24 protein-coding genes are annotated in these 25512 nt (G+C 70.7%); 18 read left to right on the forward strand and 6 right to left on the reverse strand.

Annotation, left to right across the window (positions count from 1 at the left end; all coding sequences use genetic code 11):
- Positions 1-141: 141 nt before the first annotated feature.
- On the reverse strand, positions 142-360 hold the full coding sequence (locus STSP_RS00145) for a hypothetical protein (protein ID WP_067270321.1): 219 nt from the start codon (positions 358-360) through the stop codon (positions 142-144).
- Positions 361-495: 135 nt separating this feature from the next.
- On the opposite strand from STSP_RS00145, the gene STSP_RS00150 reads away from it, so the two are divergent.
- Positions 496-1695 (forward strand): bifunctional adenosylcobinamide kinase/adenosylcobinamide-phosphate guanylyltransferase, encoded by a 1200-nt coding sequence (locus STSP_RS00150; RefSeq protein ID WP_067270323.1) that lies wholly within the window; start codon positions 496-498, stop codon positions 1693-1695.
- Between the two features lie 460 nt (positions 1696-2155).
- Here STSP_RS00150 and STSP_RS39475 read toward each other — a convergent pair whose 3' ends face one another.
- Positions 2156-2329 (reverse strand): hypothetical protein, encoded by a 174-nt coding sequence (locus tag STSP_RS39475; protein ID WP_198547226.1) that lies wholly within the window; start codon positions 2327-2329, stop codon positions 2156-2158.
- Between the two features lie 320 nt (positions 2330-2649).
- Between STSP_RS39475 and STSP_RS00155 the strand changes: the two genes are divergently transcribed.
- The 4 genes from STSP_RS00155 to STSP_RS00170 all read left to right on the forward strand — a co-directional run bounded on the left by STSP_RS00155 (position 2650) and on the right by STSP_RS00170 (position 6223).
- Positions 2650-3303: a response regulator transcription factor gene (locus tag STSP_RS00155; protein WP_067270326.1), complete on the forward strand. Its 654-nt coding sequence runs from the start codon at positions 2650-2652 to the stop codon at positions 3301-3303.
- A 7-nt stretch (positions 3304-3310) separates the two neighbouring features.
- Positions 3311-4555: a sensor histidine kinase gene (locus STSP_RS00160; RefSeq protein WP_067270328.1), complete on the forward strand. Its 1245-nt coding sequence runs from the start codon at positions 3311-3313 to the stop codon at positions 4553-4555.
- Between the two features lie 438 nt (positions 4556-4993).
- Positions 4994-5290 carry a DUF4193 domain-containing protein gene (locus tag STSP_RS00165; protein ID WP_003997302.1) on the forward strand — a complete coding sequence of 99 codons (297 nt, stop codon included), beginning with the start codon at positions 4994-4996 and terminating at the stop codon, positions 5288-5290.
- A gap of 12 nt (positions 5291-5302) precedes the next feature.
- Positions 5303-6223 carry a hypothetical protein gene (locus STSP_RS00170; protein ID WP_078066765.1) on the forward strand — a complete coding sequence of 307 codons (921 nt, stop codon included), beginning with the start codon at positions 5303-5305 and terminating at the stop codon, positions 6221-6223.
- A gap of 580 nt (positions 6224-6803) precedes the next feature.
- Here the strand turns inward: STSP_RS00170 and STSP_RS00175 are convergent.
- Entirely contained in the window at positions 6804-7271 is a 468-nt protein-coding gene (locus STSP_RS00175) for a DUF3093 domain-containing protein (RefSeq protein WP_067270333.1), read from the reverse strand.
- A 138-nt stretch (positions 7272-7409) separates the two neighbouring features.
- Here STSP_RS00175 and STSP_RS00180 point away from each other — a divergent pair, with 138 nt between their 5' ends.
- The 7 genes from STSP_RS00180 to STSP_RS00210 all read left to right on the forward strand — a co-directional run bounded on the left by STSP_RS00180 (position 7410) and on the right by STSP_RS00210 (position 14535).
- Positions 7410-7943 carry a PaaI family thioesterase gene (locus STSP_RS00180; protein ID WP_078066768.1) on the forward strand — a complete coding sequence of 178 codons (534 nt, stop codon included), beginning with the start codon at positions 7410-7412 and terminating at the stop codon, positions 7941-7943.
- Entirely contained in the window at positions 7940-8479 is a 540-nt protein-coding gene (gene dut / locus STSP_RS00185; RefSeq protein ID WP_067270339.1) for a dUTP diphosphatase, read from the forward strand. Before STSP_RS00180 ends, dut begins: the two co-directional genes overlap by 4 nt.
- A 1-nt stretch (position 8480) precedes the next feature.
- Positions 8481-9245 (forward strand): DUF3710 domain-containing protein, encoded by a 765-nt coding sequence (locus STSP_RS00190; RefSeq protein WP_067270341.1) that lies wholly within the window; start codon positions 8481-8483, stop codon positions 9243-9245.
- Between the two features lie 574 nt (positions 9246-9819).
- Entirely contained in the window at positions 9820-12363 is a 2544-nt protein-coding gene (locus STSP_RS00195) for a sensor histidine kinase (RefSeq protein ID WP_067270343.1), read from the forward strand.
- 84 nt (positions 12364-12447) lie between these two features.
- Positions 12448-13167: a response regulator gene (locus tag STSP_RS00200; RefSeq protein ID WP_067270344.1), complete on the forward strand. Its 720-nt coding sequence runs from the start codon at positions 12448-12450 to the stop codon at positions 13165-13167.
- A 171-nt stretch (positions 13168-13338) separates the two neighbouring features.
- Positions 13339-13737, forward strand: coding sequence for an OB-fold nucleic acid binding domain-containing protein (locus tag STSP_RS00205; RefSeq protein ID WP_078066766.1), 399 nt, complete (start codon positions 13339-13341; stop codon positions 13735-13737).
- 3 nt (positions 13738-13740) lie between these two features.
- Complete coding sequence (locus STSP_RS00210; RefSeq protein ID WP_067270350.1) at positions 13741-14535, forward strand: DUF3159 domain-containing protein; 795 nt, start codon at positions 13741-13743, stop codon at positions 14533-14535.
- A 264-nt stretch (positions 14536-14799) separates the two neighbouring features.
- Here the strand turns inward: STSP_RS00210 and STSP_RS00215 are convergent, their stop codons facing one another.
- The 3 genes from STSP_RS00215 to STSP_RS00225 all read right to left on the reverse strand — a co-directional run bounded on the left by STSP_RS00215 (position 14800) and on the right by STSP_RS00225 (position 16914).
- Positions 14800-15477: a potassium channel family protein gene (locus STSP_RS00215; RefSeq protein ID WP_067270353.1), complete on the reverse strand. Its 678-nt coding sequence runs from the start codon at positions 15475-15477 to the stop codon at positions 14800-14802.
- Entirely contained in the window at positions 15477-16145 is a 669-nt protein-coding gene (locus tag STSP_RS00220; protein WP_067270356.1) for a potassium channel family protein, read from the reverse strand. The genes STSP_RS00215 and STSP_RS00220 overlap by 1 nt, the downstream gene beginning before the upstream one ends.
- Positions 16146-16386: 241 nt before the next feature.
- A complete protein-coding gene (locus tag STSP_RS00225; RefSeq protein WP_408646216.1) occupies positions 16387-16914 on the reverse strand; it encodes a hypothetical protein in 528 nt (175 codons plus the stop codon).
- A gap of 273 nt (positions 16915-17187) precedes the next feature.
- Here STSP_RS00225 and STSP_RS00230 point away from each other — a divergent pair, with 273 nt between their 5' ends.
- The 6 genes from STSP_RS00230 to STSP_RS00255 all read left to right on the forward strand — a co-directional run bounded on the left by STSP_RS00230 (position 17188) and on the right by STSP_RS00255 (position 25014).
- Positions 17188-19236, forward strand: a complete 2049-nt coding sequence (locus tag STSP_RS00230) for an APC family permease (protein ID WP_067270359.1) — start codon at positions 17188-17190, stop codon at positions 19234-19236.
- 194 nt (positions 19237-19430) lie between these two features.
- Positions 19431-20759 (forward strand): class I SAM-dependent RNA methyltransferase, encoded by a 1329-nt coding sequence (locus STSP_RS00235; protein ID WP_067270362.1) that lies wholly within the window; start codon positions 19431-19433, stop codon positions 20757-20759.
- Between the two features lie 193 nt (positions 20760-20952).
- Entirely contained in the window at positions 20953-21837 is an 885-nt protein-coding gene (locus STSP_RS00240) for a LysR family transcriptional regulator (RefSeq protein ID WP_067270365.1), read from the forward strand.
- Between the two features lie 73 nt (positions 21838-21910).
- Positions 21911-22969 carry a tartrate dehydrogenase gene (locus STSP_RS00245; protein ID WP_067270367.1) on the forward strand — a complete coding sequence of 353 codons (1059 nt, stop codon included), beginning with the start codon at positions 21911-21913 and terminating at the stop codon, positions 22967-22969.
- A gap of 113 nt (positions 22970-23082) precedes the next feature.
- Positions 23083-24219, forward strand: a complete 1137-nt coding sequence (gene solA / locus STSP_RS00250; RefSeq protein WP_078066767.1) for an N-methyl-L-tryptophan oxidase — start codon at positions 23083-23085, stop codon at positions 24217-24219.
- Between the two features lie 114 nt (positions 24220-24333).
- Positions 24334-25014, forward strand: a complete 681-nt coding sequence (locus STSP_RS00255) for a haloacid dehalogenase type II (protein ID WP_067270370.1) — start codon at positions 24334-24336, stop codon at positions 25012-25014.
- The last annotated feature ends 498 nt before the right edge of the window (positions 25015-25512 follow it).

Below are 25512 nucleotides of genomic sequence, written 5' to 3' on the forward strand. Positions count from 1 at the left end.
GACGTACGGCTCGGCGCCAGACCGAGGACGTACATCCCGGCGCGGCCCCGACCCACCCACCGGCAGGTGGCGGACCACCCACCGGCGTGAGGTGTCGACGGCGGCCTCCACCGGCAGGGGCGCCACACGTCACGGCGTAGGTCAGGCCTGGGTCTCCTCCGCGTGGAGGCTCATCGGGCCGTAGATCAGGGTCGCGTCCTCGAAGAGGGTCACCTGGTCCGCGCCGCCGTCGGCGAGTTCCCTCCAGTGCTCGCCGATCCAGGACTCTGCGTCCCCCTGGGTGGTGAACTCCTCCGGCTGCACGGCCGGCTGGACCTCCGTCCCGTCCGACTTCTCGAAACGCCACGTCCACGCCGCCATGCCAGCCTCCCGAGGGTGTAAGAGGTGCTTCCAGAGCTGCTGCAAAAGCCGCTCCGAATCGGCTTCGGAGCTGCTGAAGCCGCTTGAAGCCTAGCCGGACGCGCAGCCGCGGCGACGGCGCGGGAGGATCTTTCCGTGGAACTGACTCTGCTCGGCACCGGAGGCCCCGAGGGCCTGCCACGCCCCGGCTGTCCCTGCGCCTCCTGCTCCGCCGCGCTCGGCGAGGCCGCGCGTGCCGCGACGGCGCTGCTCGTCGACGGCGCGCTGCTGCTCGACCTCACACCGGGCGCCGCGTTCGCCGCCGCCCGCGCGGGACGCATGCTCGGGGGTGTACGCCAGGTCCTGCTCTCCCATCCGCACGAGGGCCCCGCGGTCGAGGTGCCGGCCGGGCTGCCGCAGCCCGCGCGGGTCCCCGATGGACGGGAGTTGGCCCTGATGGACGGCCACCGCGTGCATGCGCTGGCGATGGACGCGCCGGGCACCGGCTACGCGGTGACGGGCCCCGACGGGCAGCGGCTGCTGTACCTGCCGCCCGGTGCCGCGCCCGCGGGCCTGGAGGAAGGGCACCCGCCGTACGACATGGTCGTGGCGGATGTCGTCGGCCGGCCGGACGCGCTGGCGCGGCTGCGGGCTGTGGGGGCGGTGACCGCCACGACCGACGTGATCGCGGTCCATCTGGACCACGACGTGCCGCCGGGTGCGGAATTGCGGCGCCGGCTGGCGGCCGCGGGGGCGCGGGCCGTGCCGGACGGGACGACGCTCGTGGTCGGCTCGTACGAGGACGTGCCTGACGTGCCGCGGCGCACGCTGGTGCTGGGCGGGGCCCGGTCCGGCAAGTCCGTGGAGGCGGAGCGGCGGCTGGAGACCTTCCCCGATGTGCTGTACGTGGCGACGGGCGGCACGCGGGGCGGGGACTCGGAGTGGGCGGAGCGGGTGGCGGCGCACCGCGACCGGCGCCCCGGCTCGTGGCAGACCGCCGAGACCTGCGATCTCGTGCCTCTGCTCGAGGAGAGCGGGCCTCCGCTGCTCATCGACTGTCTGTCGCTGTGGCTGACCTATGCCATGGATGCGGTGAACGCATGGGACGACGCAGAGTGGGCGGGGGGTGGTGAGCGCGCGCTGCGCAAGCGGGTGGCGGAGCTGACGGACGCGGTGCGGCGCACCCGGCGTACCGTCGTGGCCGTCTCGAACGAGGTGGGCTCGGGCATCGTCCCGGCCACCGCGTCGGGCCGCCGCTACCGCGACGAACTGGGGCGCCTGAACGCGGCGTTCGCGGGCGAGTGCGAGCAGGTGGTGCTGGTGGTGGCGGGTCAGGCGCTGGTACTGCGCGGCTGACGGTGCGCCACCTGCCGGTGGGGCCGCCTCCGGCCGGTGGGTCGTACGCACCTGCCGGTGAGCGGGTCGGGGCCGCGCCGGGATGTACGTCCTCGGTCTGGCGCCGAACCGTACGTCGTTTGGCCGAGCCCACACTTTGCGCCAGCCGCTGCGGGCGCACATCCCGCCACGTCCCCTTCGGCCGCATGGCGCCTGCGGGCCGGTGGGGGTCACCGTTGTGGGCAGGCGCGCCGCTACCGTTGTGGGCAATCGTTCCGCAGGGCTGGGGGCACCTCCCAGCGTTAGCTGGGGGAGGGTGGGCACAACCCACGACGGCGGGCGCCCTGGCCCAGTACCCGCACTCCCGTGGGGGTGGGCGCAACCCACGACGGCGTGCGCCGTGCGCAACCCGTGGCGGACGAGTCGCGACACGGAAGAGGGCCCCGGCAGCCACTGCCGGGGCCCTCTTCCGCGAGCGGATTCAGGCGCGCGTGGCGCCGACCTCCACGCCGTGCTCGGCGGCCAGGCGGCGCAGATCGTCCAGCTCGCCCTGCTCGACCTCCGCAAGGAAATCGTCGCCCGTCTCGCGAGCCCGGGTCAGATCGGACTCGGTCGCCCTTATGCGCTGCAGAAGTCCCGTGGTGAAAGCGTCCATGCTGCGCCCCTCGTCCTGGGTCGTGGGTCGGTGGCACGGGGGTGTGCCCTTGGAAGGGGCGATCACGTCTCTCGTCGCTCTGCGGAAAGCGATCGGTGGCACGCCACATGCAAAGCGTGATCGCGGGTGTAGGTGGTCCTACCCCCAGCGGACTTCCGGGGAAACCTCCGTCACGCGAAAAAATTCGCGCATTCCTGTGAGCACACCCGCCTTACAGCCGGTTTACGGCCGAAAGAGGCAGGATGGAGGCCTCATCCCATGACGGACCGTGCCCGCGTGCGCCCTTGGGCCGCGCGGGTGACACAGGAAGGACAAGCGACGTGCGCGTACTCGTCGTCGAGGACGAGCAGCTGCTCGCCGATGCGGTGGCCACCGGACTGCGCCGGGAGGCCATGGCCGTCGACGTCGTGTACGACGGTGCGGCCGCCCTGGAGCGCATCGGAGTCAACGACTATGACGTGGTCGTACTCGACCGCGACCTCCCGCTGGTCCACGGCGACGACGTGTGCCGCAAGATCGTCGAGCTCGGCATCCCGACCCGCGTCCTGATGCTCACCGCCTCCGGGGACGTCAGCGACCGCGTCGAGGGCCTGGAGATCGGCGCGGACGACTACCTGCCCAAGCCGTTCGCGTTCAGCGAGCTCACCGCGCGCGTGCGCGCCCTCGGGCGTCGTACGAGCGTCCCGCTGCCGCCCGTCCTGGAGCGTGCCGGAATCAAGCTCGACCCCAACCGCCGCGAGGTCTTCCGCGACGGCAAGGAGGTCCAGCTCGCGCCCAAGGAGTTCGCGGTCCTGGAGGTCCTGATGCGCAGCGAGGGCGCGGTCGTCTCGGCCGAGCAGCTGCTGGAGAAGGCGTGGGACGAGAACACCGACCCCTTCACCAACGTCGTGCGCGTCACCGTGATGACGCTGCGCCGCAAGCTCGGTGAGCCCCCCGTCATCGTCACGGTCCCCGGCTCCGGCTACCGGATCTGATCCGTCCATGGCCACTACGCCCGCGCCGCCCGCGGCGCCACCGAAGCCCACCTGGGACCCGCGACGTCCCGAACCCCCCTTCCCGTGGCTGCGCCCGACCATCCGGATACGGCTCACGCTGCTCTACGGAGGAATGTTCCTGATCGCCGGCATCCTGCTGCTGTCGATCATCTATCTGCTCGCGGCCCAGGCTCTGAGTGTCGGCAACTCGCCTCCTTTCAAGATCATTTCTGGTACCGACATCAAGGTCTCGAGCCAGTCGTGTCCCGAGGTGGTCGGCAATCTGACGCAGGACGAGTTCAACTCCGCGATCAGCGCGTGCATCGACCACCAGCGCCAGGCCGCCCTGGACAACCTGCTCAGCCGCTCGCTGCTCGCGCTGCTCGGCCTCGCCGTGATCGCGTTCGCTTTCGGGTACGCGATGGCGGGCCGCGTGCTCTCGCCGCTGGGCCGGATCACCCGTACCGCCCGTCAGGTGGCCGGCTCCGACCTGTCGCGGCGGATCGAGCTGGACGGCCCGGACGACGAGCTGAAGGAGCTCGCGGACACCTTCGACGACATGCTGGAGCGTCTGGAGCGGGCCTTCACCGCGCAGCAGCGCTTCGTCGGCAACGCGTCGCACGAGCTGAGGACGCCGCTGGCGATCAACCGCACGCTGCTCGAGGTGCAGCTCTCGGACCCGAACGCGCCGCCGGAGCTGCAGCAGCTGGGCAAGACGCTGCTCGCGACCAACGAGCGCAGCGAGCAGCTCGTGGAGGGCCTCCTGCTCCTTGCCCGCAGCGACAACCAGATCGTGGAGCGCAAGCCGGTGGACCTCGCCGAGGTCGCCTCGCGCGCCATCGAGCAGGTGCGTGAGGAGGCCGCCGCGGGAGGCGTCGAGATCCGCGGAGAACGCGCACCGGCCGTCGTCCAGGGCAACGGCGTCCTGCTGGAGCGGATCGCGCTGAACCTCGTCCAGAACGCCGTCCGCTACAACGTCCCGGACAGGGGCTGGGTCGAGGTCACCACGGAGGCACAGCACGGCCAGGCGGTCTTGGTGGTCTCCAACACGGGTCCGGTCGTGCCCGCGTACGAGATCGACAACCTCTTCGAGCCGTTCCGGCGGCTGCGTACGGAGCGGACCGGCAGCGACAAGGGCGTGGGGCTCGGGCTGTCGATCGCGCGGTCGGTGGCGCGCGCCCACGGTGGGCGTATCATCGCGGAGCCTCGCGAGGGAGGTGGGCTCGTGATGAGGGTCACGCTGCCCGTATGAACTCCCTGAGGGGCTCAGAATGCCGCCGCGACACGCGGAATGACGGCGCCGTGGCGACACGCCAGGGTCTGTTCGCTTTGCGCGGAATTTTGGAGTCCCGCAGGCGCGCGGATCGTGTGTGATCGATCACAGGAGCAGTTTTCCGGCCATATACTCTCCGTGATCAAGAATTCGATCGGAAAGCCGCTTACGTGCGGGTTTTCGGGGGTCCTGATCACGGGAAGTACACGGGGTGGCGCCCGTGAAGTGCGGCATTCGGACCGTGTACGGTCACCATCGCCATCCAAGCCGATCACTCGTGCGGAGTCCGGTTGGGTGTCGATTGAGTAACAGACCTTGATGTGAGGCAAAATCTCCGCCTCGGGTCGGGCACAAGTCCGGCCTCTCACGCGTTACGTGCGCTGGAGACACTGCAGACACCCAGAGGGGGAGAGCGAAATGGCAACGGATTACGACACCCCACGCAAGACCGATGACGACGTCGACTCCGACAGCCTTGAAGAGCTGAAGGCCCGGAGGAACGACAAGTCGACATCCTCGGTCGACGTAGACGAGTTCGAGGCCGCTGAGGGCCTCGAGCTGCCCGGAGCGGACCTCTCGAACGAGGAGCTGGCCGTCCGGGTGCTGCCCAAGCAGCAGGACGAGTTCACCTGCATGAGCTGCTTCCTGGTGCACCACCGCAGCCAGCTGGCGCGCGAGAAGAACGGCCAGCCGATCTGCCGCGACTGCGACTGAGCAGGTTCGGCCGTGACAGGCTCGACCCCGCCCTGGAAGCGCCGCTTCCGCCATGCGGAAGCGGACGGTGGCCCGTCTGACGGCGTGCGTGACGACGAGCGAGGCCGTGAGGCCTCGGCCTCGCTCGAAGCCCCCCACGCCGACGGCTCGGCGGGGGCCCTGGAGAGGGCCGACGACGTCTCGGCGGCGGACGGCGGGGTATCCCCGGCCAGGCGCCGAGCGACCGCCGTCACGGGCGGCGTCAGGCACGGCATTCGCAAGAGCGGCGCCCTGGCCAAGGCAGGCCTGGGCCACCTCGCGGACCGGATCATCGACATCGCCCCGCGCGTGCCGGTGCGCGATCTTGCGACGCTCCGGAAGCAGTTCCCCGGTCTGACCCCCGAGGAGCTCGCCGACAAGCTGGTCGCCGGGGCGTCCAAGGCGTCCTCCACCGTGGGTGCGGGAGTCGGTGCGGCCGCGATGCTGCCCGTACCGCCCGCGATGCCCACGGAGCTGGCAGCCGAGATCACCGGCGTCGCGGCGATCGAGCTGAAGCTGATCGCAGAGCTGTACGAGGTCTACGGCGTGCGGCCGCCCGGAAACCTCAAGGAGCGCAGCGCCGCGTATCTCACGTCGTGGACGGAGGAGCGCGACGTCGACGTCAAGAAACCGGCGACGCTCGCTGCCGCCTTCGGCGGCCCCATGAGACTCCAACTGCGCCAGCAGATCATGAAGCGGATGGTCAGAAACCTTCCGAGCCTCATGCCGTTCATGGTCGGTGCGGCCGTAGGGGCCCTCATGAACCGACGTGACACCAGAAGGCTGGCCGAACACATCCGCAGCGACCTCCGCAAGCGTCAGGTCCCCTGGGAGGACCTCCCACAGCTCCCACCGCTGGAGAAGCCGGCCGATGCCGTCAAGCTGGGCGAGCTTCGGGAGCAGTTCGACGACTGAGGCCCTGCGGGCCCGCCGGGGGCGAGGCCACGCGGCCGCTCACCGGCGCCCGCTCTGACCGGGCCACCGGGCTCCCCTCACCGGCGCCCGCTCTGGTCGGGCGCCTTCACTGGCACCCGTTCTCGCCTGGTTCCTGCACGGGCACCCGGACCGGGCCCCTCGCCGACACCTCCTGACTGGGCACACCTCGTCCGCAGCTGGTGACTCGCGGTGCGCTGCCGCACGACCTGGAGTCTGCGTGCAGAGCGTCCGCATGCTAGGTGGGCTACGGGCTAAGGTCGCCCCCGGGCGATGTGGAGATCCGCATGACTCGCGCGAACGGAAGTGCAACGGCCGTGACAACGCGCTCGTGCACGGCACGCAGCAGCTGCCGCGCGGTGACGAGGAGACGGCGGGCCGTGCTGCCGGCTCGCGGCGGCGGGGGTCGTGTGTGCCGAGTCACCGGCTCGCGGCGGCGGGGGTCGTGTGTGCCGAGTCACCGGCTCGCAGCGGCGCGGTCGCGTATGCGGAGTCATAGCCTCGCGGCGGCGCGGAGTTGGCGTCGGAGACGTGACGCTGCCGTGGGGCTGCGTGCCCCCGGTTACGACGCCCGTACCGCCGCCAGTGCCGCCGCCAGGCGCTGCGGGTGGCGGGTCGACAGGTACAGGTACGGCGTCGGGTCCTCGGGGTCGGTGACCTCGACGCGCAGGGCGGTCGGGATGTAGCCGCGCAGGAGCATGAAGGCGCGGGCGTCGGCCTTGTGGGTCCGCCAGGCGCGGGCCGCGGACTCGTCGAGGATCTCCGTCTCGCCCAGGGCCGACACGGGGATCTTCGCGTCCCCGGCGATCAGCAGGCCGCCGACCACCCGGATGCGGACGGAGCCGTACGAGCTCACCACCACCGCGGCGACCGCCGTCCCGCCCACGAGCCCGCCCAGCAGCGGCAGCGTGCCGAACGGGAGCATGATCAGGGCCATCGAGACGCCTACCAGGACGGAGACCACCCACCAGGAGCGGGGTGCGGTCAGGCGTTCTTCATAGGGCGGTGCGGCAGATGCGGAGTGCTCCATGCAGCCAAGCTTGGCACGCTCACCGAAGGGGACCGAGGCCAGGGCAGTCAGGGCGGGATACTGCGGGTAAGGTCTGCGCCTGTGAGTGGTAGTGGTACATCAGCAGGCCTGACGCCCCCGGCCGATGCCGTGGCCCCGGTGCGGCACCCCGACGCGCCGGCTCCCGGCGAGCTGCTCGGCGCGCACTACGGACAGTGTTTCGGCTGCGGCGACGGGCAGCCGCACGGGCTGCAGCTGGAGGCCCGCGCGGGCGACGGGGTGAGCGTCACCGCCGAGTTCACCGTACGGACCGCCCACCAGGGCGCTCCCGGCCTGGCGCACGGCGGTGTGCTGGCCACCGCGCTGGACGAGACGCTCGGCTCGCTGAACTGGCTGCTGCGCGTCATCGCCGTGACGGGCAGGCTGGAGACCGACTACCTGCTCCCCGTGCCCGTCGACACGGTGCTGTATCTGGAGGCCGAGGTCACCGCCGTATCCGGCCGGAAGATCTACTCCACGGCCACCGGCCGGATCGGCGGCCCCGACGGGCCGGTCGCGGTTCGTGCCGACGCCGTCTTCATCGAGGTCAAGGTCGACCACTTCATCGAGAACGGCCGCCCCGAGGAGATCAAGGCCGCCATGAACGACCCGGACCAGATCCGGCGCGTCCGCGCCTTCGAGGTGAACCCGTGACCCCTTCTGCTTCCGCCCGCGAGCCGCTCGTCGTACAGATCCGGCGCATCGACCCGGACGTTCCGCTTCCCGAGTACGCACACCCGGGTGACGCCGGGGCCGATCTGCGGACCACCGAGGCGTGCGAGCTCGCCCCGGGCGAGCGGGCCGTCCTGCCCACCGGCGTGGCGGTGGCGCTCCCCGAGGGGTACGCCGCCTTCGTGCATCCGAGGTCCGGTCTCGCGGCCCGCCTCGGTGTGGCGCTGGTGAATGCCCCAGGGACGGTGGATGCCGGGTACCGTGGGGAGATCAAGGTGATCGTGGTGAATCTCGACCCGCGCGAGGCCGTGCGGTTCGAGCGCTTCGACCGGATTGCCCAACTGGTCGTCCAGCAGGTCGAGAAGGTGCGCTTCCAGGAGGTGGCGGATCTCCCCGACTCGGCGCGGGCCGAAGGGGGCTTCGGGTCCACCGGGGGCCACGCCGCCGTGGGTGGCGCTGATGGGCACGTGGGCGGGAATCGATACGCTTCGGTCGTATCCGACCGGGAAGGACAGTGACGTGTTCGGACGTCGCAAGAAGAGGGGTTCCGCCGAGGACGCGGCGGACGCGGCGAGCGAGGCCGAGCAGGTCGTCGACGTCGACGCGGCGGACGAGGCGGAGGCGGAGCGCGTAAGGCTCGAGCCCGCGCCGCGCCCGGACGGCCCCTGGGACAGCTCGGAGGTACGGGAACCCGGCGAGGGCCGCGTGGACCTCGGCGGCCTCCTCGTCCCGGGCGTCGAGGGCATGGAGTTGCGCGTGGAGGTCGCGGGCGACGCGATCGTCGCCGCGACCGTGGTGCTGCAGGACAGCGCCATCCAGCTGCAGGCCTTCGCCGCCCCCAAGCGCGAGGGCATCTGGACCGAGGTCCGCGAGGAGATCGCCTCCGGCATCACCAAGCAGGGCGGCGTGATCGACGAGATCGAGGGGCCCCTCGGCTGGGAGCTGCGCGCCCAGGTGCCGGTGCAGTTGCCGGACGGCACGGGCGGCTTCCAGGTGGTCCGGTTCGTGGGTGTGGACGGGCCGCGCTGGTTCCTGCGTGGAGTGATCTCCGGGCAGGGCGCGGTGCAGCCGCAGACGGCCGGCCTGCTGGAGCAGATCTTCCGGGACACCGTGGTCGTCCGCGGCGAAGGCCCCATGGCACCCCGCGACCCGATCGTCCTGAAGCTGCCGGACGACGCGCAGATGGTGCCCGAAGGAGTCCAGCAGGAGGAGCAGGGCGGTTCCCGCTTCTCCGGCGGCATGGGCCAGCTCTCGCGCGGGCCCGAGATCACCGAGGTGCGGTGACGCTTCGCGCTGGCGTGTAGTCGCCGCGGGCCGATGGGCCGCGCCCCTCCATTGGGGTGCGGCCCATCGGCCTTCTGGCGCGAGGCCGCGTCCGCTGTCGGCGGCTTACTGTTGCGCCGCGGGCGTGCGGGGTGCGCGCCCCGTTTCGTACGGAGTCGGGGACGCGCCGGCATTGTACGTTCTCGGTCCGGCGCCGAGCCGTACGTCGCCAGACGGCACCGTACGTTTGCGCTGGCCTCCCCCAGTGCCTTAAGGGCCTGGGAGGTACCCCCAGCGGGCGCACATCCCGACACGTCCCCTTCGGCGCGCTTGCGGCTGCTGAAGGCTGGTTGGTTTCGGCCGGCCGCTTCCCCGGGGCGAGACGGCGCCCGCGATGCCCAGCCCGGACCCACATCACGGCCGACGCGATGCGCGATGCCCGCGGTCCCGCATCAGAGTTGCGTCAAAGACTGCCCCTGACCGGCTCTCCGGCCCGTACACCGCGATTCCCGGCGGTACCGTCGGGTCGAGGCTGAGCGCACGTCCCGGGGCGCTGACCGGGGGGACTCAGCTGCCACGGGAAGACAATGGGGCCATGGGACGCGGCAAGCTTCGGATATACCTCGGTGCGGCGCCGGGCGTGGGCAAGACCTACGCCATGCTGTCCGAGGCGCACCGGCGCGTGGAACGGGGCACCGACTGCGTGGTCGCCTTCGTGGAGCACTACGGCCGGCCGCGCACCGAGGTGATGCTGCACGGCCTGGAGCAGATCCCGCGCAAGGAGCTCGCATACCGCGACACCGCCTTCACCGAGATGGACGTGGACGCCGTCCTGCAGCGCGCCCCCGCCGTCGCCCTGGTGGACGAGCTCGCCCACACGAACGTGCCCGGCTCACGCAACGACAAGCGCTGGCAGGACGTCGAGGAGCTGCTCGCCGCGGGCATCGACGTCATCTCGACCGTCAACATCCAGCACCTCGAGTCACTGGGCGACGTCGTCGAGTCGATAACCGGCGTACGGCAGCGCGAGACCGTGCCGGACGAGGTGGTGCGGCGGGCGGACCAGATAGAGCTGGTCGACATGTCGCCGCAGGCGCTGCGGCGGCGTATGGCGCACGGCAACATCTACAAGCCCGACAAGGTCGACGCGGCCTTGTCGAACTACTTCCGCCCCGGCAATCTGACCGCCCTGCGTGAGCTGGCCCTGCTGTGGGTGGCGGACCGCGTCGACGAGTACCTGCAGGAGTACCGCAGCGCGCACCACGTCTCGAAGATCTGGGGCTCGCGCGAGCGCATCGTGGTCGGCCTGACGGGCGGTCCCGAGGGCCGTACGCTCATCCGGCGCGCCGCCCGCCTGGCCGAGAAGGGCGCGGGCGGCGAAGTCCTCGCGGTCTACATCGCCCGCAGTGACGGGCTGACGTCCGCCTCGCCCAAGGAGCTGGCGGCCCAGCGCACCCTCGTCGAGGACCTCGGCGGCACGTTCCACCACGTCATCGGCGACGACATCCCCTCGGCGCTGCTGGAGTTCGCCCGCGGCGTCAACGCCACCCAGATCGTCCTCGGCTCCTCGCGCCGCAAGGCGTGGCAGTACGTCTTCGGGCCTGGTGTCGGCGCGACCGTCGCCCGGGAGTCCGGTCCCGACCTGGACGTGCACATCGTCACGCACGAGGAGGTCGCCAAGGGGCGCGGGCTGCCGGTGGCGCGAGGGGCGCGCCTGGGGCGGTCCCGGATCATCTGGGGCTGGCTGGCGGGCGTGGCGGGCCCGGCACTGCTGGCGCTGCTGCTCACGCATATCGAGGCGGATCTCGGGCTCGCCAACGACATGCTGCTGTTCCTGGCGCTCACGGTGGCCGCGGCGCTGCTCGGTGGGCTGTTCCCGGCCCTCGCCTCGGCCGCGGTGGGATCGTTCCTGCTGAACTGGTTCTTCACCCCGCCCCTGTACCGCCTCACGATCGCGGACCCCAGGAACATCGTCGCCATCTTCGTCTTCTTCGCCGTGGCCGTCTCGGTCGCCTCCGTCGTGGACCTGGCGGCCCGCCGTACCCATCAGGCGGCGCGGCTGCGGGCGGAGTCGGAGATCCTGTCGTTCCTGGCGGGCAGTGTGCTGCGCGGTGAGACGACGCTGGACGCGCTCCTGGAGCGGGTACGCGAGACGTTCGGCATGGAGTCGGTGGCGCTGCTGGAGCGGGAGAGCGACGTCGCGCCGTGGACCTGCGCGGGCAGCGTGGGCCCGCGGTCGCTGGTCGGCCGCCCGGAGGAGGCGGACGTGGACGTACCGGTCGGGGACCACATGGCGCTCGCGCTCTCCGGCCGCGTCCTCCCGGCGGAGGACCGCCGGGTGCTGGCCGCGTTCGCCGCCCAGGCCGCGGTGATCCTGGACCGCCAGCGGCTCGAGTCCGAGGCCGAGCAGGCCCGGGCGCTCGCCGAGGGCAACCGCATCCGCACCGCGCTGCTGGCCGCTGTCAGCCACGACCTGCGCACCCCGCTGGCCGCCATCAAGGCCGCCGTCACCTCGCTGCGCTCCGACGACGTGGCGTGGTCCGAAGAGGATCAGGCGGAGCTCCTCGAGGGCATCGAGGAGGGCGCCGACCGGCTCGACCACCTGGTGGGCAATCTCCTGGACATGTCCCGGCTGCAGACGGGCACGGTCACCCCGCTGATCCGCGAAATCGACCTCGACGAGGTGGTGCCGATGGCGCTGGGCGGCGTGCCGGAGGACAGCGTGGACCTGGACATCCCGGAGAGCCTGCCGATGGTGGCCGTCGACCCGGGACTGCTGGAGCGCTCGGTCGCCAACATCGTCGAGAACGCCGTGAAGTACAGCTCGGGCCAGCGGGTCCTGGTGGCGGCAAGCGCGCTCGGCGACCGCGTCCAGGTGCGCGTGGTGGACCGCGGCCCGGGGGTGCCCGACGAGGCGAAGGAACGCATCTTCGAGCCCTTCCAGCGGTACGGCGACGCCCCGCGCGGCACCGGTGTCGGGCTCGGCCTGGCGGTCGCCCGCGGGTTCGCCGAGGCGATGGGCGGAACGCTCGACGCCGAGGACACGCCCGGCGGCGGCCTCACCATGGTGCTCACCCTGCAGGCGGCCGCGGTCCGCCCGCAGTACGGTCCCTACCTCCCTGCCGAGGCCGCCTCGTGACCCGGGCGTGCCAAAGCATCCGGCTCTCACGACCGCCGCAGCAGCAGACCTGACGACCGCAGCAGCAGAGAAAGGCAGGCCCCCATGCTGCACTCAACCGGGGGAGACCCCCGGACCCCCACGAGGGTGCTCGTGGTCGACGACGAACCGCAGATCGTCCGCGCGCTCGTCATCAACCTCAAGGCGCGCAAGTACGAGGTGGACGCCGCCTCGGACGGCTCCGGCGCGCTCCGGATCGCCGCCGCCCGCCACCCCGACGTGGTCGTGCTCGACCTGGGACTGCCCGACATGGACGGCGTTGAGGTGATCAAGGGCCTGCGCGGCTGGACCCGCGTACCGATCCTGGTCCTCTCCGCCCGGCACACCTCCGACGAGAAGGTCGAGGCGCTGGACGCGGGCGCCGACGACTACGTCACCAAGCCGTTCGGCATGGACGAGCTGCTGGCCCGGCTGCGCGCCGCCGTCCGCCGCGCGGAGCCCGTCGTCGGGACGGGTGAGGAGGAGGTCGTCGTGGAGACCGAGGACTTCACCGTCGACCTGGCCGCCAAGAAGGTGAACCGCGGCGGGCGCGACGTACGCCTGACCCCCACCGAATGGCACCTGCTCGAGGTGCTCGTCCGCAACAGCGGTCGCCTCGTCAGCCAGAAGCAGCTGCTCCAGGAGGTCTGGGGGCCCTCGTACGGAACCGAGTCGAACTACTTGCGCGTCTACATGGCGCAGCTGCGCCGCAAGCTGGAGGCGGACCCGTCGCACCCCCGGCACTTCATCACGGAGCCGGGGATGGGGTACCGGTTCGAGATGTGAGCGGCGTGCGGGCCGGGGGTCCGGGGGTTGGCCCCCGGGGGATGCAGCATCACGGAGCCGGGGATGGGGTACCGGTTCGAGATGTGAGCCGACCGGGTATCCGAGCGGAGAGAGCGCAGGTGAGCACGACTCTTCCCACTACTGTCACAGCCCCCCGGTAGGCTTCCTGTCATGAGTGCTGTCCCTCGTTCCGAAAAGCCGACGGGCCGGTTCCGGCGCATGCTCGACCGGCTCTCCTCGTCCCAGGAGGACCTGGAGTCGGAGGAGCTGCGCGAGGACGCCGACACCGCAGGCTGTACGCGCATAGGCGACTGTCAGGACCGCCAGATCGTGACGGTTACTGGTACCTTGCGCACGGTCACCCTGCGACCGCGGGCCGGGGTCCCGGCCCTGGAGGCGGAGCTGTTCGACGGCTCCGCGGCTCTGGACGTGGTGTGGCTCGGCAGGCGCTCCATCGTGGGAATCGAACCGGGGCGCAAGCTGATCGCATCGGGCCGGATCTCGATGAGCCGGGGCCGCCGGGTGCTCTTCAACCCGAAGTACGAACTCAGACCGCTCGGACGGGAGTAGCCGGTGACGTCCCTCGACAAGCCGACCGACCATCGGACCACGGACGGGGACGCCGAACCCACCGACTCCAGGGCAGTGACCGAGGCCGCGCTCTTCGAGGCCTTCGGCGGTGTGCGGGGCATGGTGGAGACGGTGCTCCCCGGCCTGCTCTTCGTGGCGATCTACACGATCAACAAGGACCTGCACACGTCGGCCATCGCGGCCCTCGGCGTGTCCCTGCTCCTTGTGGTCGTCCGGCTGGTCATGAAGGACACCGTCAAGCACGCCTTCAGCGGGGTCTTCGGCGTCGCCTTCGGCGTGGTCTTCGCGATGATGACTGGCAACGCCAAGGACTTCTACCTGCCGGGCATGTTGTACACGCTCGGCTTGGGCCTCGCCTACATCATCACGACGCTCGCCGGCGTCCCGCTGATCGGCCTCATCCTCGGCCCGGTCTTCAAGGAGAACCTCTCCTGGCGGACCCGGAACCCCGGCCGCAAGAAGGCGTACGCGAAAGCGAGTTACGCCTGGGGCCTGATCCTGCTCGCCAAGTGCGCGATCCTCTTCCCGCTCTACTGGTGGGCCGACACCACCCAGCTCGGCTGGGTCCTGGTGACGCTGAAGATCCCGCCGTTCCTGCTGGCGGTCTGGCTCACCTGGCTGTTCCTCGCCAAGGCGCCCGCGCCGATCGACGTCTTCGCCGAGATGGAGGCGGAGGAGCAGGCCCGGAAGGCGGAGGAGCAGGCGGAGTCGGGCGCCGACGAGCAGTCGGACCCGGACCGCAAGACCGCTGCGGGCCGCCACCGCCGCGAGGCGTAGGGCCGCGCGCACGGTATGGACCCGCACGACGGAGGGGGCGCCCGGAATGATTCCGGGCGCCCCCTCCGTGTTGCCGCCGTCGCGGGCGGCCGCTGTTGTGTCCAGTTGCCCGCCGTCGCGGGTGCCGCTGTGCCCACCCGTGCCGCCCCAGCGGCACGATTGCCCACAGCGGCGGCGCGGCACGGTTGCCCACAGCGGCGGCGGCGCGCGGCGCGACTGACCGCAGCGGTGGCGCGGCGCGACTGACCGGCGCCGCCCTCGTTGTCAGCTGGCCGCGTCCTCCCGGCGGACCGACAGCAGGTCCTCGAGTTGTTCCTCGCGGGCCTGGGCCGCCACGAACAGGAGCTCGTCGCCCGCCTCCAGGGAGTCCTCCTGGGAGGGGGCGAGGACGCGGTTGCCGCGGATGATCGTCACCAGCGACGTGTCCTCCGGCCACTCGACGTCGCCGACCTGGGTGCCGGCCAGGGCCGACTCGGGCGGGAGCGTCAGTTCGACGAGGTTCGCGTCGCCGTGGCTGAAGCGGAGCAAGCGGACCAGGTCGCCGACGCTCACCGCCTCCTCGACCAGGGCGGACATCAGGCGCGGTGTGGACACGGCGACGTCGACGCCCCACGCCTCGTTGAACAGCCACTCGTTCTTGGGGTTGTTGACGCGGGCGACGACCCGCGGGACCCCGTACTCGGTCTTCGCGAGCAGGGAGACGACGAGGTTGACCTTGTCGTCACCCGTGGCGGCGATGACCACGTTGCAGCGCTGCAGCGCCGCCTCGTCGAGCGAGGTGATCTCGCAGGCGTCGGCGAGCAGCCACTCGGCTTGCGGGACGCGCTCGACCGAGATGGCGGTCGGCGCCTTGTCGATGAGAAGGACCTCGTGCCCGTTCTCCAGCAGCTCGCCGGCGATGGAACGGCCCACCGCACCGGCTCCGGCAATGGCGACCCTCATCAGTGACCGCCCTCCTCAGGACCCTCGGCGAACGATGCCTCGACCTTCTCGACGTCGTCCGTCCGCATCATCACGTGGACGAGGTCGCCTTCCTGCAGCACTGTCTGCGAGGTCGGCAGGATCGCCTCGCCCAGCCGGGTCAGGAACGCGACCCTGACCCCCGTCTCCTCCTGCAGCCGGCTGACCCTGTGGCCGACCCAGGCCGGAGAGGTGTGCACCTCGGCGAGCTGCACCCCACCCGTGGGGTCGCGCCACAGCGGCTCGGCGCCGGACGGCAGCAGACGCCGCAGCATCTGGTCGGCGGTCCAGCGGACCGTCGCCACGGTCGGGATGCCGAGGCGCTGGTAGACCTCGGCGCGACGCGGGTCGTAGATCCGGGCCGCGACGTTCTCGATGCCGAACATCTCGCGGGCCACCCGGGCCGCGATGATGTTCGAGTTGTCGCCGCTGCTGACGGCGGCGAAGGCGCCCGCCTCCTCGATGCCGGCCTCGCGCAGGGTGTCCTGGTCGAAGCCGATACCGGTGACGCGGCGGCCACCGAACCCGGAGCCCAGACGGCGGAACGCCGTGGGGTCCTGGTCGATCACAGCGACCGTGTGCCCCTGTTGCTCCAGGGTCTGCGCGAGAGCGGAGCCCACTCGTCCGCAGCCCATGATGACGATGTGCACCTGACCTCTACCCCGCAGTCCTCGTCACCCTGCTGACCTGCGAAAACAAACTGCTCACTCTTCTCTCTCAGTAGGCCGGCAACAACCGGGCAACCACGTGCGGCGGTGCCCGTTGACGAGCTTATGACGCAACCCTTGCGTTGCCCTCATCCGCGTACGTGTTTGATGGGAGCAGCACCGATCGCGCGGCGGGCGTGCGCCGTCCGGCCGCGCGCCTGCGCGGGTGGGCGGGGTACCGCCGTCAGTCGGCGCCCACGGCGTCGGCCTGCAGTCGTTCGACGAGCTGTTCCCGGTGCAGGTCGGCGACGGGCCGCACGAGGTCCGGGTGGCGCAGCAGGGCAGCCGCGTCCCTGTCGTATGTGTCGGGGTCCGTGAGGCGCCGGAAGTCGACCGGTGACGATCCCATGTGTTCGGACCCGCTCAGCGCGGCCACCGCCGCGGCCGCCAGCGCCGGCTCGGTGAGCAGCGAGGCCGCCCAGCTCGCCACGACCTCGTCGACCCAGGTCCGCCACGCCTGCTCGTCCTCGGCGTCGGACTCACCGGTGAAGCCTCCGACGAGCCAGTCCAGGCGCGTGGCGCCGCCCGGCCCGACGAGCGTGACGAGCGAGGCGTCCAGCGCCGTCGGGTACCGCAGCCAGGCGGCCACGGTCGCCGCCTGCCGGGCCTGCGCCTCGGCGAGTACGGCGCTGAGCGTGCCGGAGGCCGGGGGATAGGCGCGCATCAGCCACTGAGTGGTGGCGGCTATGACGGACGGGAGGCCGACGGACACGCTGTCCGACCTCCTCTCCGACGCCAGGACATTGCACGACAAACGCCCTCCCCCACTGCCTGAGCGGCGTGGGGGGACCCCCATCCGTACCACGCGGGACGCCCGCACCTGCATGACGCGGGTCACGTCGCCGTATGACGCGCGTGGTCGTCGCCTGTGCACGCGCGCGATCGTCGCCGTGTACGCCCGTGCGGTCGCCCTCGTATGGCCATCCTGCGAACGTCTGGGGTGGTGGGTGGGCGCTCCCCCGTTCGAACGCATACGATCCTCTGCGTGTCCAAACTGACCGACGTGCCCAAACGGATTCTGATCGGGCGCGCACTGCGCAGTGATCGGCTGGGAGAGACGCTCCTGCCCAAGCGCATCGCACTCCCCGTGTTCGCCTCCGACCCGCTCTCCTCCGTCGCGTACGCGCCCGGAGAAGTCCTGCTGGTCCTCTCGATCGCGGGCCTGTCGGCGTACCACTTCAGCCCGTGGATCGCGCTCGCGGTCGTGGTGCTGATGTTCACGGTGGTGGCGTCCTACCGGCAGAACGTGCACGCCTACCCCAGCGGCGGCGGCGACTACGAGGTGGCGACCACCAACCTCGGGCCCAAGGCCGGCCGCACGGTCGCCAGCGCCCTCCTCGTGGACTACGTCCTCACCGTCGCCGTGTCGATCTCGTCCGGCGTGGAGAACCTGGGCTCGGCCATTCCCTTCGTCGTCGAGCACAAGGTCGCCTGCGCGGTCGGCATCATCGTGCTGCTGACGCTGATGAACCTGCGGGGCGTCAAGGAGTCCGGCAAGCTCTTCGCGATCCCGACGTACGTCTTCGTGGCCAGCGTCTTCATCATGATCGCGTGGGGTGCCTTCCGCGCGCTCGTCCTCGACGACACCATGAGGGCACCCACCGCCGACTTCGAGATCAAGCCCGAGCACCAGGGGCTCGCGGGCTTCGCGCTCGTCTTCCTGCTGCTGCGCGCGTTCTCCTCCGGCTGTGCCGCGCTCACCGGCGTCGAGGCCATCAGCAACGGCGTGCCCGCCTTCCGCAAGCCCAAGAGCAGGAACGCGGCGACCACGCTCGCGTTGATGGGCGTCCTGGCCGTCACCATGTTCTGCGGCATCATCGGCCTGGCCATGGCCAGCAATGTCCGCATGGCCGAGAAACCCGCTCACGACCTGCTCCTGAACGGCACACCGGTCGGTGCGGACTACGTCCAGAACCCCGTGATCACACAGGTCGCGGCCGCGGTCTTCGGTGACGGCACGTTCTTCTTCGTCCTCATCGCCGCGGCCACCGCGCTGGTGCTGTTCCTGGCGGCCAACACCGCGTACAACGGCTTCCCGGTGCTCGGCTCGATCCTCGCGCAGGACCGCTACCTGCCGCGCCAGCTGCACACCCGGGGCGACCGGCTCGCCTTCTCCAACGGCATCGTGCTTCTCGCGGGTGCCGCTGCGCTCCTCGTCTGGGTCTACGCCGCCGACTCGACCCGCCTGATCCAGCTCTACATCGTCGGCGTGTTCGTCTCCTTCACGCTGAGCCAGACCGGCATGGTCCGTCACTGGAACCGGCATCTGGCGACCGAGACCGACCCGGCCAAGCGCCGCCGTATGATCCGCTCCCGCGCGATCAACACCTTCGGTGCCTTCTTCACCGGGCTCGTCCTGGTCGTCGTGCTCGTCACCAAGTTCACGCACGGCGCCTGGGTCGCCCTGCTCGGCATGGTGATCTTCTACGTGATGATGACCGCGATCCGCCGCCACTACGACCGTGTGGCCGAGGAGATCGCCGCCCCCGAGGGCCCGTCCGACGACATCATCCGCCCATCCCGCGTCCACTCGGTCGTCCTCGTCTCCAAGCTCCACCGTCCGACGCTGCGCGCCATCGCGTACGCCAAACTGCTCCGCTCGGACACCCTGGAGGCGCTCAGCGTCAATGTGGACCCCGCGGAGACCAAGGCCCTCAAGGCCGAGTGGGACCGGCGCGGCATAGACGTACCGCTCAAGGTCCTCGACTCGCCGTACCGCGAGATCACCCGGCCGATCATCGAGTACGTCAAGGGGCTGCGCCGGGAGTCGCCGCGCGACGCGATCAGCGTGATCATCCCCGAGTACGTGGTGGGCCACTGGTACGAGCACTTCCTGCACAACCAGAGCGCGCTCCGGCTCAAGGGCAGGCTGCTGTTCACGCCCGGCGTGATGGTGACCTCCGTGCCCTATCAGCTGGAGTCCTCCGAGGTGGCGAGGAAGCGGGCGCGCAAGCGCCAGGAGTGGAACGCGCCGGGCTCGGTGCGCCGGGGCCCCGTGGAGAAGCGGCCGAAGGAGCCGAGCGCCAAGAGCTGATCCGTCACCGACCGGGCTTCGGCGCACGGCCGGAGTCCGGTCCCGAGCGGCCTGTGGCGAACGGCCGGGCGGCACCCACGTAGACTGGTGGGCTGTTGTCCGGCCGTTCGTGACGTACGCCGTCGTCGGTATGCACGCGTCCGTTCGTCCCTTACGCCGTCCGTTCGTCTCTTACGTTGTGGAGTCACCCCGCCATGCAGGCAGAACCGAAGAATTCGCTGGTGGGGGAGGAGTACGAGGTCGAGATCGGTCCCGTCGCCCACGGTGGCCACTGCATCGCCCGTACCGAGGAGGGCCGCGTCCTGTTCGTGCGGCACGCGCTGCCCGGTGAGCGGGTCGTCGCGCGCGTCACGGAGGGCGAGGAGGACTCCCGCTTCCTGCGCGCCGATGCCGTACGGATCATCGAGGCCTCCAAGGACCGCATCGAGGCTCCCTGCCCGTACGCCGGTCCCGGCCGCTGCGGCGGCTGCGACTGGCAGCACGCCAAGCCGGGTGCGCAGCGGCGGCTGAAGGGAGAGGTCATCGCGGAGCAGCTGAAGCGCCTCGCGGGTCTCACGCCCGAGGAGGCGGGCTGGGACGGCACGGTCATGCCCGCCGAGGGCGACAAGCTCCCCGCGGGGCAGGTGCCCGCGTGGCGCACGCGCGTCCAGTACGCGGTGGACGAGCACGGGAAGGCCGGGCTGCGCCGCCACCGTTCGCACGAGGTCGAGCCGATCGACCACTGCATGATCGCCGCGGAGGGCGTCAGCGAGCTGGGCATCGAGCGGCGTGACTGGACCGGCATGGCGTCGATCGAGGCGATCGCCGCGACCGGCTCCCAGGACCGCCAGGTGATCCTCACGCCGAAGCCGGGGGCTCGCCTGCCCATCGTCGAACTCGACATGCCGGTCTCGGTGATGCGGATCGGCGAGAAGGACGGCGGAGTCCACCGCGTCCACGGCCGGCCCTTCGTGCGCGAGCGCGCCGACGGCCGTACCTACCGCGTCGGCAGCGGCGGCTTCTGGCAGGTCCACCCGCAGGCCGCCGACACCCTCGTCAAGGCCGTCATGCAGGGCCTGCTGCCGCGCAAGGGCGAGACGGCGCTCGACCTCTACTGCGGCGTGGGCCTGTTCGCGGGAGCCCTCGCGGACCGGGTCGGCGAGAAGGGCGCTGTGCTCGGCATCGAGTCCGGCAAACGCGCGGTCGAGGACGCCCGCCACAACCTGGCCGCCTTCGACCGCGTCCGCATCGAACAGGGCCGGGTCGAGTCCGTCCTGCCGCGCACCGGCATCAGCGAGGTCGACCTGATCGTCCTCGACCCGCCTCGCGCCGGCGCGGGCAAGAAGACCGTCCAGCACCTGTCCTCACTGGGAGCCCGCCGCATCGCGTACGTCGCCTGCGACCCGGCGGCCCTGGCCCGCGACCTGGCGTACTTCCGCGAGGGCGGGTACCGGGTGCGGACGCTTCGGGCGTTCGATCTGTTTCCGATGACCTCGCACGTGGAATGCGTGGCGATTCTTGAGCCCGCAGCAAAGGGCGTCTGACCTGCTGTTCTTCTGGTTTCCCAGGATGCGGGCGGGTCGTGCCGACATGTTTCCGTAGGTCCACCGGTGAAGCATGATGCAGGTCCCCGTCACATGTCTCACCTGCGTCTTCGCAGCGGGGCGCGGGTCGAGAACGCTCTGCCTCAACTCCGTGAGGGACGGGTTCGGGAAATGTCTTGACGGAGGGCGCGAAATGGATGTTCGGCAGCTGCAGTACTTCCTTGCGATTGTTGATCGTGGGGGGTTCAACCGTGCGGCCTCGGCTCTGTACGTGTCGCAGCCGTCGCTGTCGCAGGCCGTGCGGGCACTGGAGCGTGATCTCGGCTCCGAGCTGTTCCATCGCATCGGGCGTAGGGCAGTGCTGACGGAGGCCGGAAGGGCTCTGATCGAGCCTGCCCGGGAGGCCGTGCGGAGTCTGGAGACGGCGCGGGCGAGTGTGGCGGCGGTGCATGAGCTGCGTGAGGGGCGCCTGGATGTGGCGTCCATGCCGTCGCAGGCGGTGGAGCCGCTGACGAGTTTGGTCAGTGCCTTCAGCCGCCGTTATCCCGGTGTCTCCGTGGCGATCAATGCGGCGTTCACGTCGCGTGATGTGATCGACATGGTGCGCACGGGTGCGGTGGAGCTGGGGCTTTTGGCGTCCGCCGGTCCTCTTTCCGACAGGGAGGTCGTCTCGCATGCGCTGGGGCGGCAGCGTTTTGTGCTGGTGGTGCCGGCCGACGGCCCGTTCGCCGGCCGGAGGGCGGTGGAGTGCCGGGAGCTTGCGGGACAGCGGCTGATCGTCGGGCAGTCGGGTACCGGGATGCGTGCCTACGTCGACGCGTTGCGGGAGCAGGGCATCGAGTTCGCCGTCGCCGTCGAGACCGAGCACCGGGTGTCGCTGATGCCTCTGGTGCTGGCCGGGGTCGGGCTCGCCGTGGTCACGGATTCCTGGCGGGACCTCGCCGGGCGGCTGGGCGCCCGTGTCCTGGACATCGAGCCGGAGAACACCTTGGACATCGCCCTCGTCGCCCGCCGCGGCATCCTGTCGCCCGCAGCCGCAGCGTTCGTGACGGCCGCGACCTCTGCCGCCGACAGCTGATAGGCACCGCTTATAAGCCAGATCCGCTTTGCGTCTTGGACGCCCCACGGACCACCCTGCTGCAATCGACGCCATGACGACGAACCACCGGATCGCCCTGATCCCGGGCGACGGCATCGGCGCCGAGGTACTGCCCCCGGCACAGCAGGTGCTCGATGTTCTCGGCCGCCGCCACGGCTTCAGCCTGTCCTACACGTCGTACGACTGGTCGTGCGAGCGGTACCTGCGGGAGGGCGCCATGATGCCCGCCGACGGGATCGACCAGCTGCGCGAGGCGGACGCGATCCTGCTGGGCGCGGTGGGATACCCGGGGGTGCCCGATCATGTCTCGCTGTGGGGGCTGCTGATCCCGATCCGGCGCAGCTTCCGCCAGTACGTCAACCTCCGGCCCATCCGTGTCTTCGAAGGCATCGACAGTCCGGTGCGCGGCGCCCGGCCGGGCGAGGTCGATGTCGTCGTCGTGCGCGAGAACATGGAAGGCGAGTACAGCGAGGTCGGCGGCCGACTCAACAGCGGCTTCCCGGACGAGATCGCCGTGCAGGAGGCCGTGTTCACCCGGGCCGGCGTCACACGCCTGCTGGACTACGCCTTCACGCTCGCCTCCCAGCGCGGCGGCCGCCTGACCTCCGCGACCAAGTCGAACGGCATCATCCACACCATGCCGTTCTGGGACCAGCTCGTCACCGAGCGGGCCGCCTCGTTCCCGCAGGTCGCCTGGGACCAGGAACACATCGACGCGCTCGCGGCCAAGTTCGTCCTCGAGCCGGCCCGCTTCGACGTCGTCGTCGCCTCCAACCTCTTCGGCGACATCCTCAGCGACCTCGCGGCCGCCGTCGCCGGATCCATCGGCATCGCCCCGGCGGCCAACCTCAACCCCGAGCGGGACTTCCCCTCGATGTTCGAGCCGGTGCACGGCTCCGCACCCGACATCGCGGGCCAGGGCATCGCCAACCCGCTGGGCGCGATCTGGTCCGCGGCCATGATGCTCGACCACCTCGGCCATCCCGCCGCGGCCAGGGACATCACGGACGCCATCGCCGCGGTCCTGGCCAAGACCGATGTCCGCACCCGTGACCTGGGCGGAACCGCGACCACCGCCGAGTTCACCGACAAGCTGATCGAACTCCTCTGAGCCACCCCCCTGCCTCAAAGGTGGCACACAGCATGGGTTGACCTGCGGGTTTCCCGGGCTGATAGTGAACGCCATTCTCCCAGCGGGACAAAACCGGAAGAAAGGAGCGACTCGTGAGCATCCCGAAGCGCGTCGCCGTGATCGGTGCCGGCAGCATGGGCAGCCAGGCCATGTGGCGACTGGCCGCCCGCGGAGCCGAGGTCATCGGCTACGACCGGTACGCACCGGGTCACGACCGCGGCGCGGCCGGGGGCGAGAGCCGCATCTACCGGGCCGCCCACCTCGGCGAGCCCGGGTACGTTCCGCTGCTGCGGCTCGCGGACCGGATGTGGGAGCAGCTCCAGGCGGAGACGGGCCGGTCGCTGCGACGCCGCAGCGGCAGCCTGGTGATGGGAGAGACCGCCTCACCGCCCATGCAACTCCTCCTCTCCACCAGCGCCGCCCAAGGGCTGGATCACGAGGTACTGGACCAGGAGGAACTCGCCCGCCGCTACCCGCAGTACCGGCTCCCGGACGGACACACCGCCGTCCTCGACCGGCTGGGCGCCGTCATCAGACCCGAGGCGTCCATCCAGGCCGCCGCCGCCCGCGCCGAACAACTGGGCGCCCGGCTGCACCGCTACACCACGGTGCGCGAGGTCGTCCCCGCGGCGGGCGGCGGGGTGCAGATCGTCACCGACCAGGGCACGGACCACGTGGACGCCGCCGTGGTGACCGTGGGCCCCTGGATCAACACCCTGCTCCCGGACCTCCCCCAGACCATCGACGTCCGCCGGGTGATCTGCTCCTGGCACCTGCCCACCCGCCACGACTGGTTCGCGGGCGGTGCCCCTCCCTTCGTGCGCGCCACACCCCACGACTGCTTCGGAATCCCGTCGCCCGACGGCATCTCCGTCAAGCTCGGTCTCTCCTTCAAATACCATGCGCCCGTGCCCGAGCCCGAACGGCTCGAGCGTACGGTCCGCCCCGAAGAACTCGGCGTCTTCCGCGAGCTCATCGGTGAACTCATGCCCGACCTGAACCCCGACCCCATCAGGATGTCGGCCTACATGGAGGGCTACACCAAGTCCGGAAACCCGCTCGTCGGCCATCTCCCCGGCGAGGACGACATCATCGTCATGGCCGGTTTCTCCGGCAGCGGCTTCAAACTCTCGCCCGCGATGGGCGAGATCGCCGCCGACCTGGCGCTCGACGGCGCCACGGAGTACCCCGTCGACTTCCTCGCCCCGGCAGGAGTCGGCGCCGCCTGACCCCCGGCGATTGCAGACGGCATTACTCCCATCCCGACATGTCTGTCGTGAACATGCCAAACAGCCCTCGTCGGCCGTAACCAGTTCCCCGAATCAAGAAAGTGGAGCACTTCCATGCCCATTCCCTCGTTCCAGTTCCGCCCGAAGTACGTCTCGTTCGACTGCTACGGCACGTTGATCGAGTGGCCGATGACCCCCATCACGCGTGAGCTCGTCGGCGACCAGATCCCGGCCGAGCACTGGGACCAGTTCGTCAAGGAGTTCCGCGGCTACCGCTACGACTCGGTCTGCGGCGAGTACAAGCCCTACGAGCAGACTCTGCAGGACGCCTTCGAGGGGGTCTGCCGCAAGTGGGGTGTGAAGGCCGCCCCGGACGCCGGCAAGCGGTTCGCCGACGGCGTCCGCAGCTGGGGCCCGCACGCGGATGTGCCGGAACCGCTGAAGAAGATGGGCGAGAACTACAAGCTGGTGATCCTCTCCAACGCCGACGACTCCTTCCTCGCAGAGAGCGTGCCCCGGCTCGGGGCGGACTTCCACGCGGTCTACACCGCGGAGCAGGCCGGCTGCTACAAGCCCCGCTACGCGGCGTTCGAGTACATGCTCGACCAGCTCGACGCGTCCCCCGAGGACTTCGTGCACGTCTCCTCGCACACCCGCTACGACCTGCTGCCGATGCACGACATGGGCTTCCGCAACCTCGTCCTCCTGGACCGCGGCTGCGACCCGGTCACCCACGGGTACGACTACGTGACGGTGAAGTCCCTGGACGAGCTCAACACCATGCTCGGCCTCTGACCCGCGACGCACACCGTCCCGCACCGACACCTTGAAGGACCCGCAGTCCATGTCGGCGACGCCCGCGTAGAACTCGCAGTACCGGGCCGAGGGCGACGTCCTCCGCCGCATCCTCGACCCGGCCGACAGCGGGGAGCACACGGTCCCCGCTGTCGGCCGGCGGGCGGATCCCCTACGGCATGCACGGCATCACCGTCCCCGACGCGGAACTGGCCGCCCTGGCCCTCCCGCGGGACACCGCCACGGCCACGCGCCCAACCTCCGGCCCACAGGCCAGGGCGTCGATTACGACGAGGCGGATCACCCCCCAGACCCAGCTCCGGCTGCCGCTTTCCACGTCCCCAGCCGCGCCCCTTCTCGCGGCAGGCACCACCAGGAGGCACACGATGAAAGACACCCGAATAGACCGCAGACTGTTCCTGAGAGGAATAGGCGGGGTCACGGCGGGTGTAGCCGCCGCGACCGCCCTCAGCGCCTGCGGTACCGGTACCAGCCGCC

Origin of the sequence: Streptomyces jeddahensis, from assembly GCF_001642995.1 — a bacterium.
In the GTDB taxonomy this organism is placed as follows: domain Bacteria; phylum Actinomycetota; class Actinomycetes; order Streptomycetales; family Streptomycetaceae; genus Streptomyces; species Streptomyces jeddahensis.

What these genes read in the sequence shown, in the direction of transcription:
- STSP_RS00145 (WP_067270321.1), bottom strand. Translation starts at nt 360, where the DNA reads ATGGCGGCGTGGACGTGGCGTTTCGAGAAGTCGGACGGGACGGAGGTC.
- STSP_RS39475 (WP_198547226.1), bottom strand. Translation starts at nt 2,329, where the DNA reads ATGGACGCTTTCACCACGGGACTTCTGCAGCGCATAAGGGCGACCGAG.
- STSP_RS00160 (WP_067270328.1), top strand. Translation starts at nt 3,311, where the DNA reads ATGGCCACTACGCCCGCGCCGCCCGCGGCGCCACCGAAGCCCACCTGG.
- STSP_RS00165 (WP_003997302.1), top strand. Translation starts at nt 4,994, where the DNA reads ATGGCAACGGATTACGACACCCCACGCAAGACCGATGACGACGTCGAC.
- STSP_RS00175 (WP_067270333.1), bottom strand. Translation starts at nt 7,271, where the DNA reads ATGGAGCACTCCGCATCTGCCGCACCGCCCTATGAAGAACGCCTGACC.
- STSP_RS00195 (WP_067270343.1), top strand. Translation starts at nt 9,820, where the DNA reads ATGGGACGCGGCAAGCTTCGGATATACCTCGGTGCGGCGCCGGGCGTG.
- STSP_RS00200 (WP_067270344.1), top strand. Translation starts at nt 12,448, where the DNA reads ATGCTGCACTCAACCGGGGGAGACCCCCGGACCCCCACGAGGGTGCTC.
- STSP_RS00205 (WP_078066766.1), top strand. Translation starts at nt 13,339, where the DNA reads ATGAGTGCTGTCCCTCGTTCCGAAAAGCCGACGGGCCGGTTCCGGCGC.
- STSP_RS00215 (WP_067270353.1), bottom strand. Translation starts at nt 15,477, where the DNA reads ATGAGGGTCGCCATTGCCGGAGCCGGTGCGGTGGGCCGTTCCATCGCC.
- STSP_RS00235 (WP_067270362.1), top strand. Translation starts at nt 19,431, where the DNA reads ATGCAGGCAGAACCGAAGAATTCGCTGGTGGGGGAGGAGTACGAGGTC.
- STSP_RS00240 (WP_067270365.1), top strand. Translation starts at nt 20,953, where the DNA reads ATGGATGTTCGGCAGCTGCAGTACTTCCTTGCGATTGTTGATCGTGGG.
- STSP_RS00245 (WP_067270367.1), top strand. Translation starts at nt 21,911, where the DNA reads ATGACGACGAACCACCGGATCGCCCTGATCCCGGGCGACGGCATCGGC.
- STSP_RS00255 (WP_067270370.1), top strand. Translation starts at nt 24,334, where the DNA reads ATGCCCATTCCCTCGTTCCAGTTCCGCCCGAAGTACGTCTCGTTCGAC.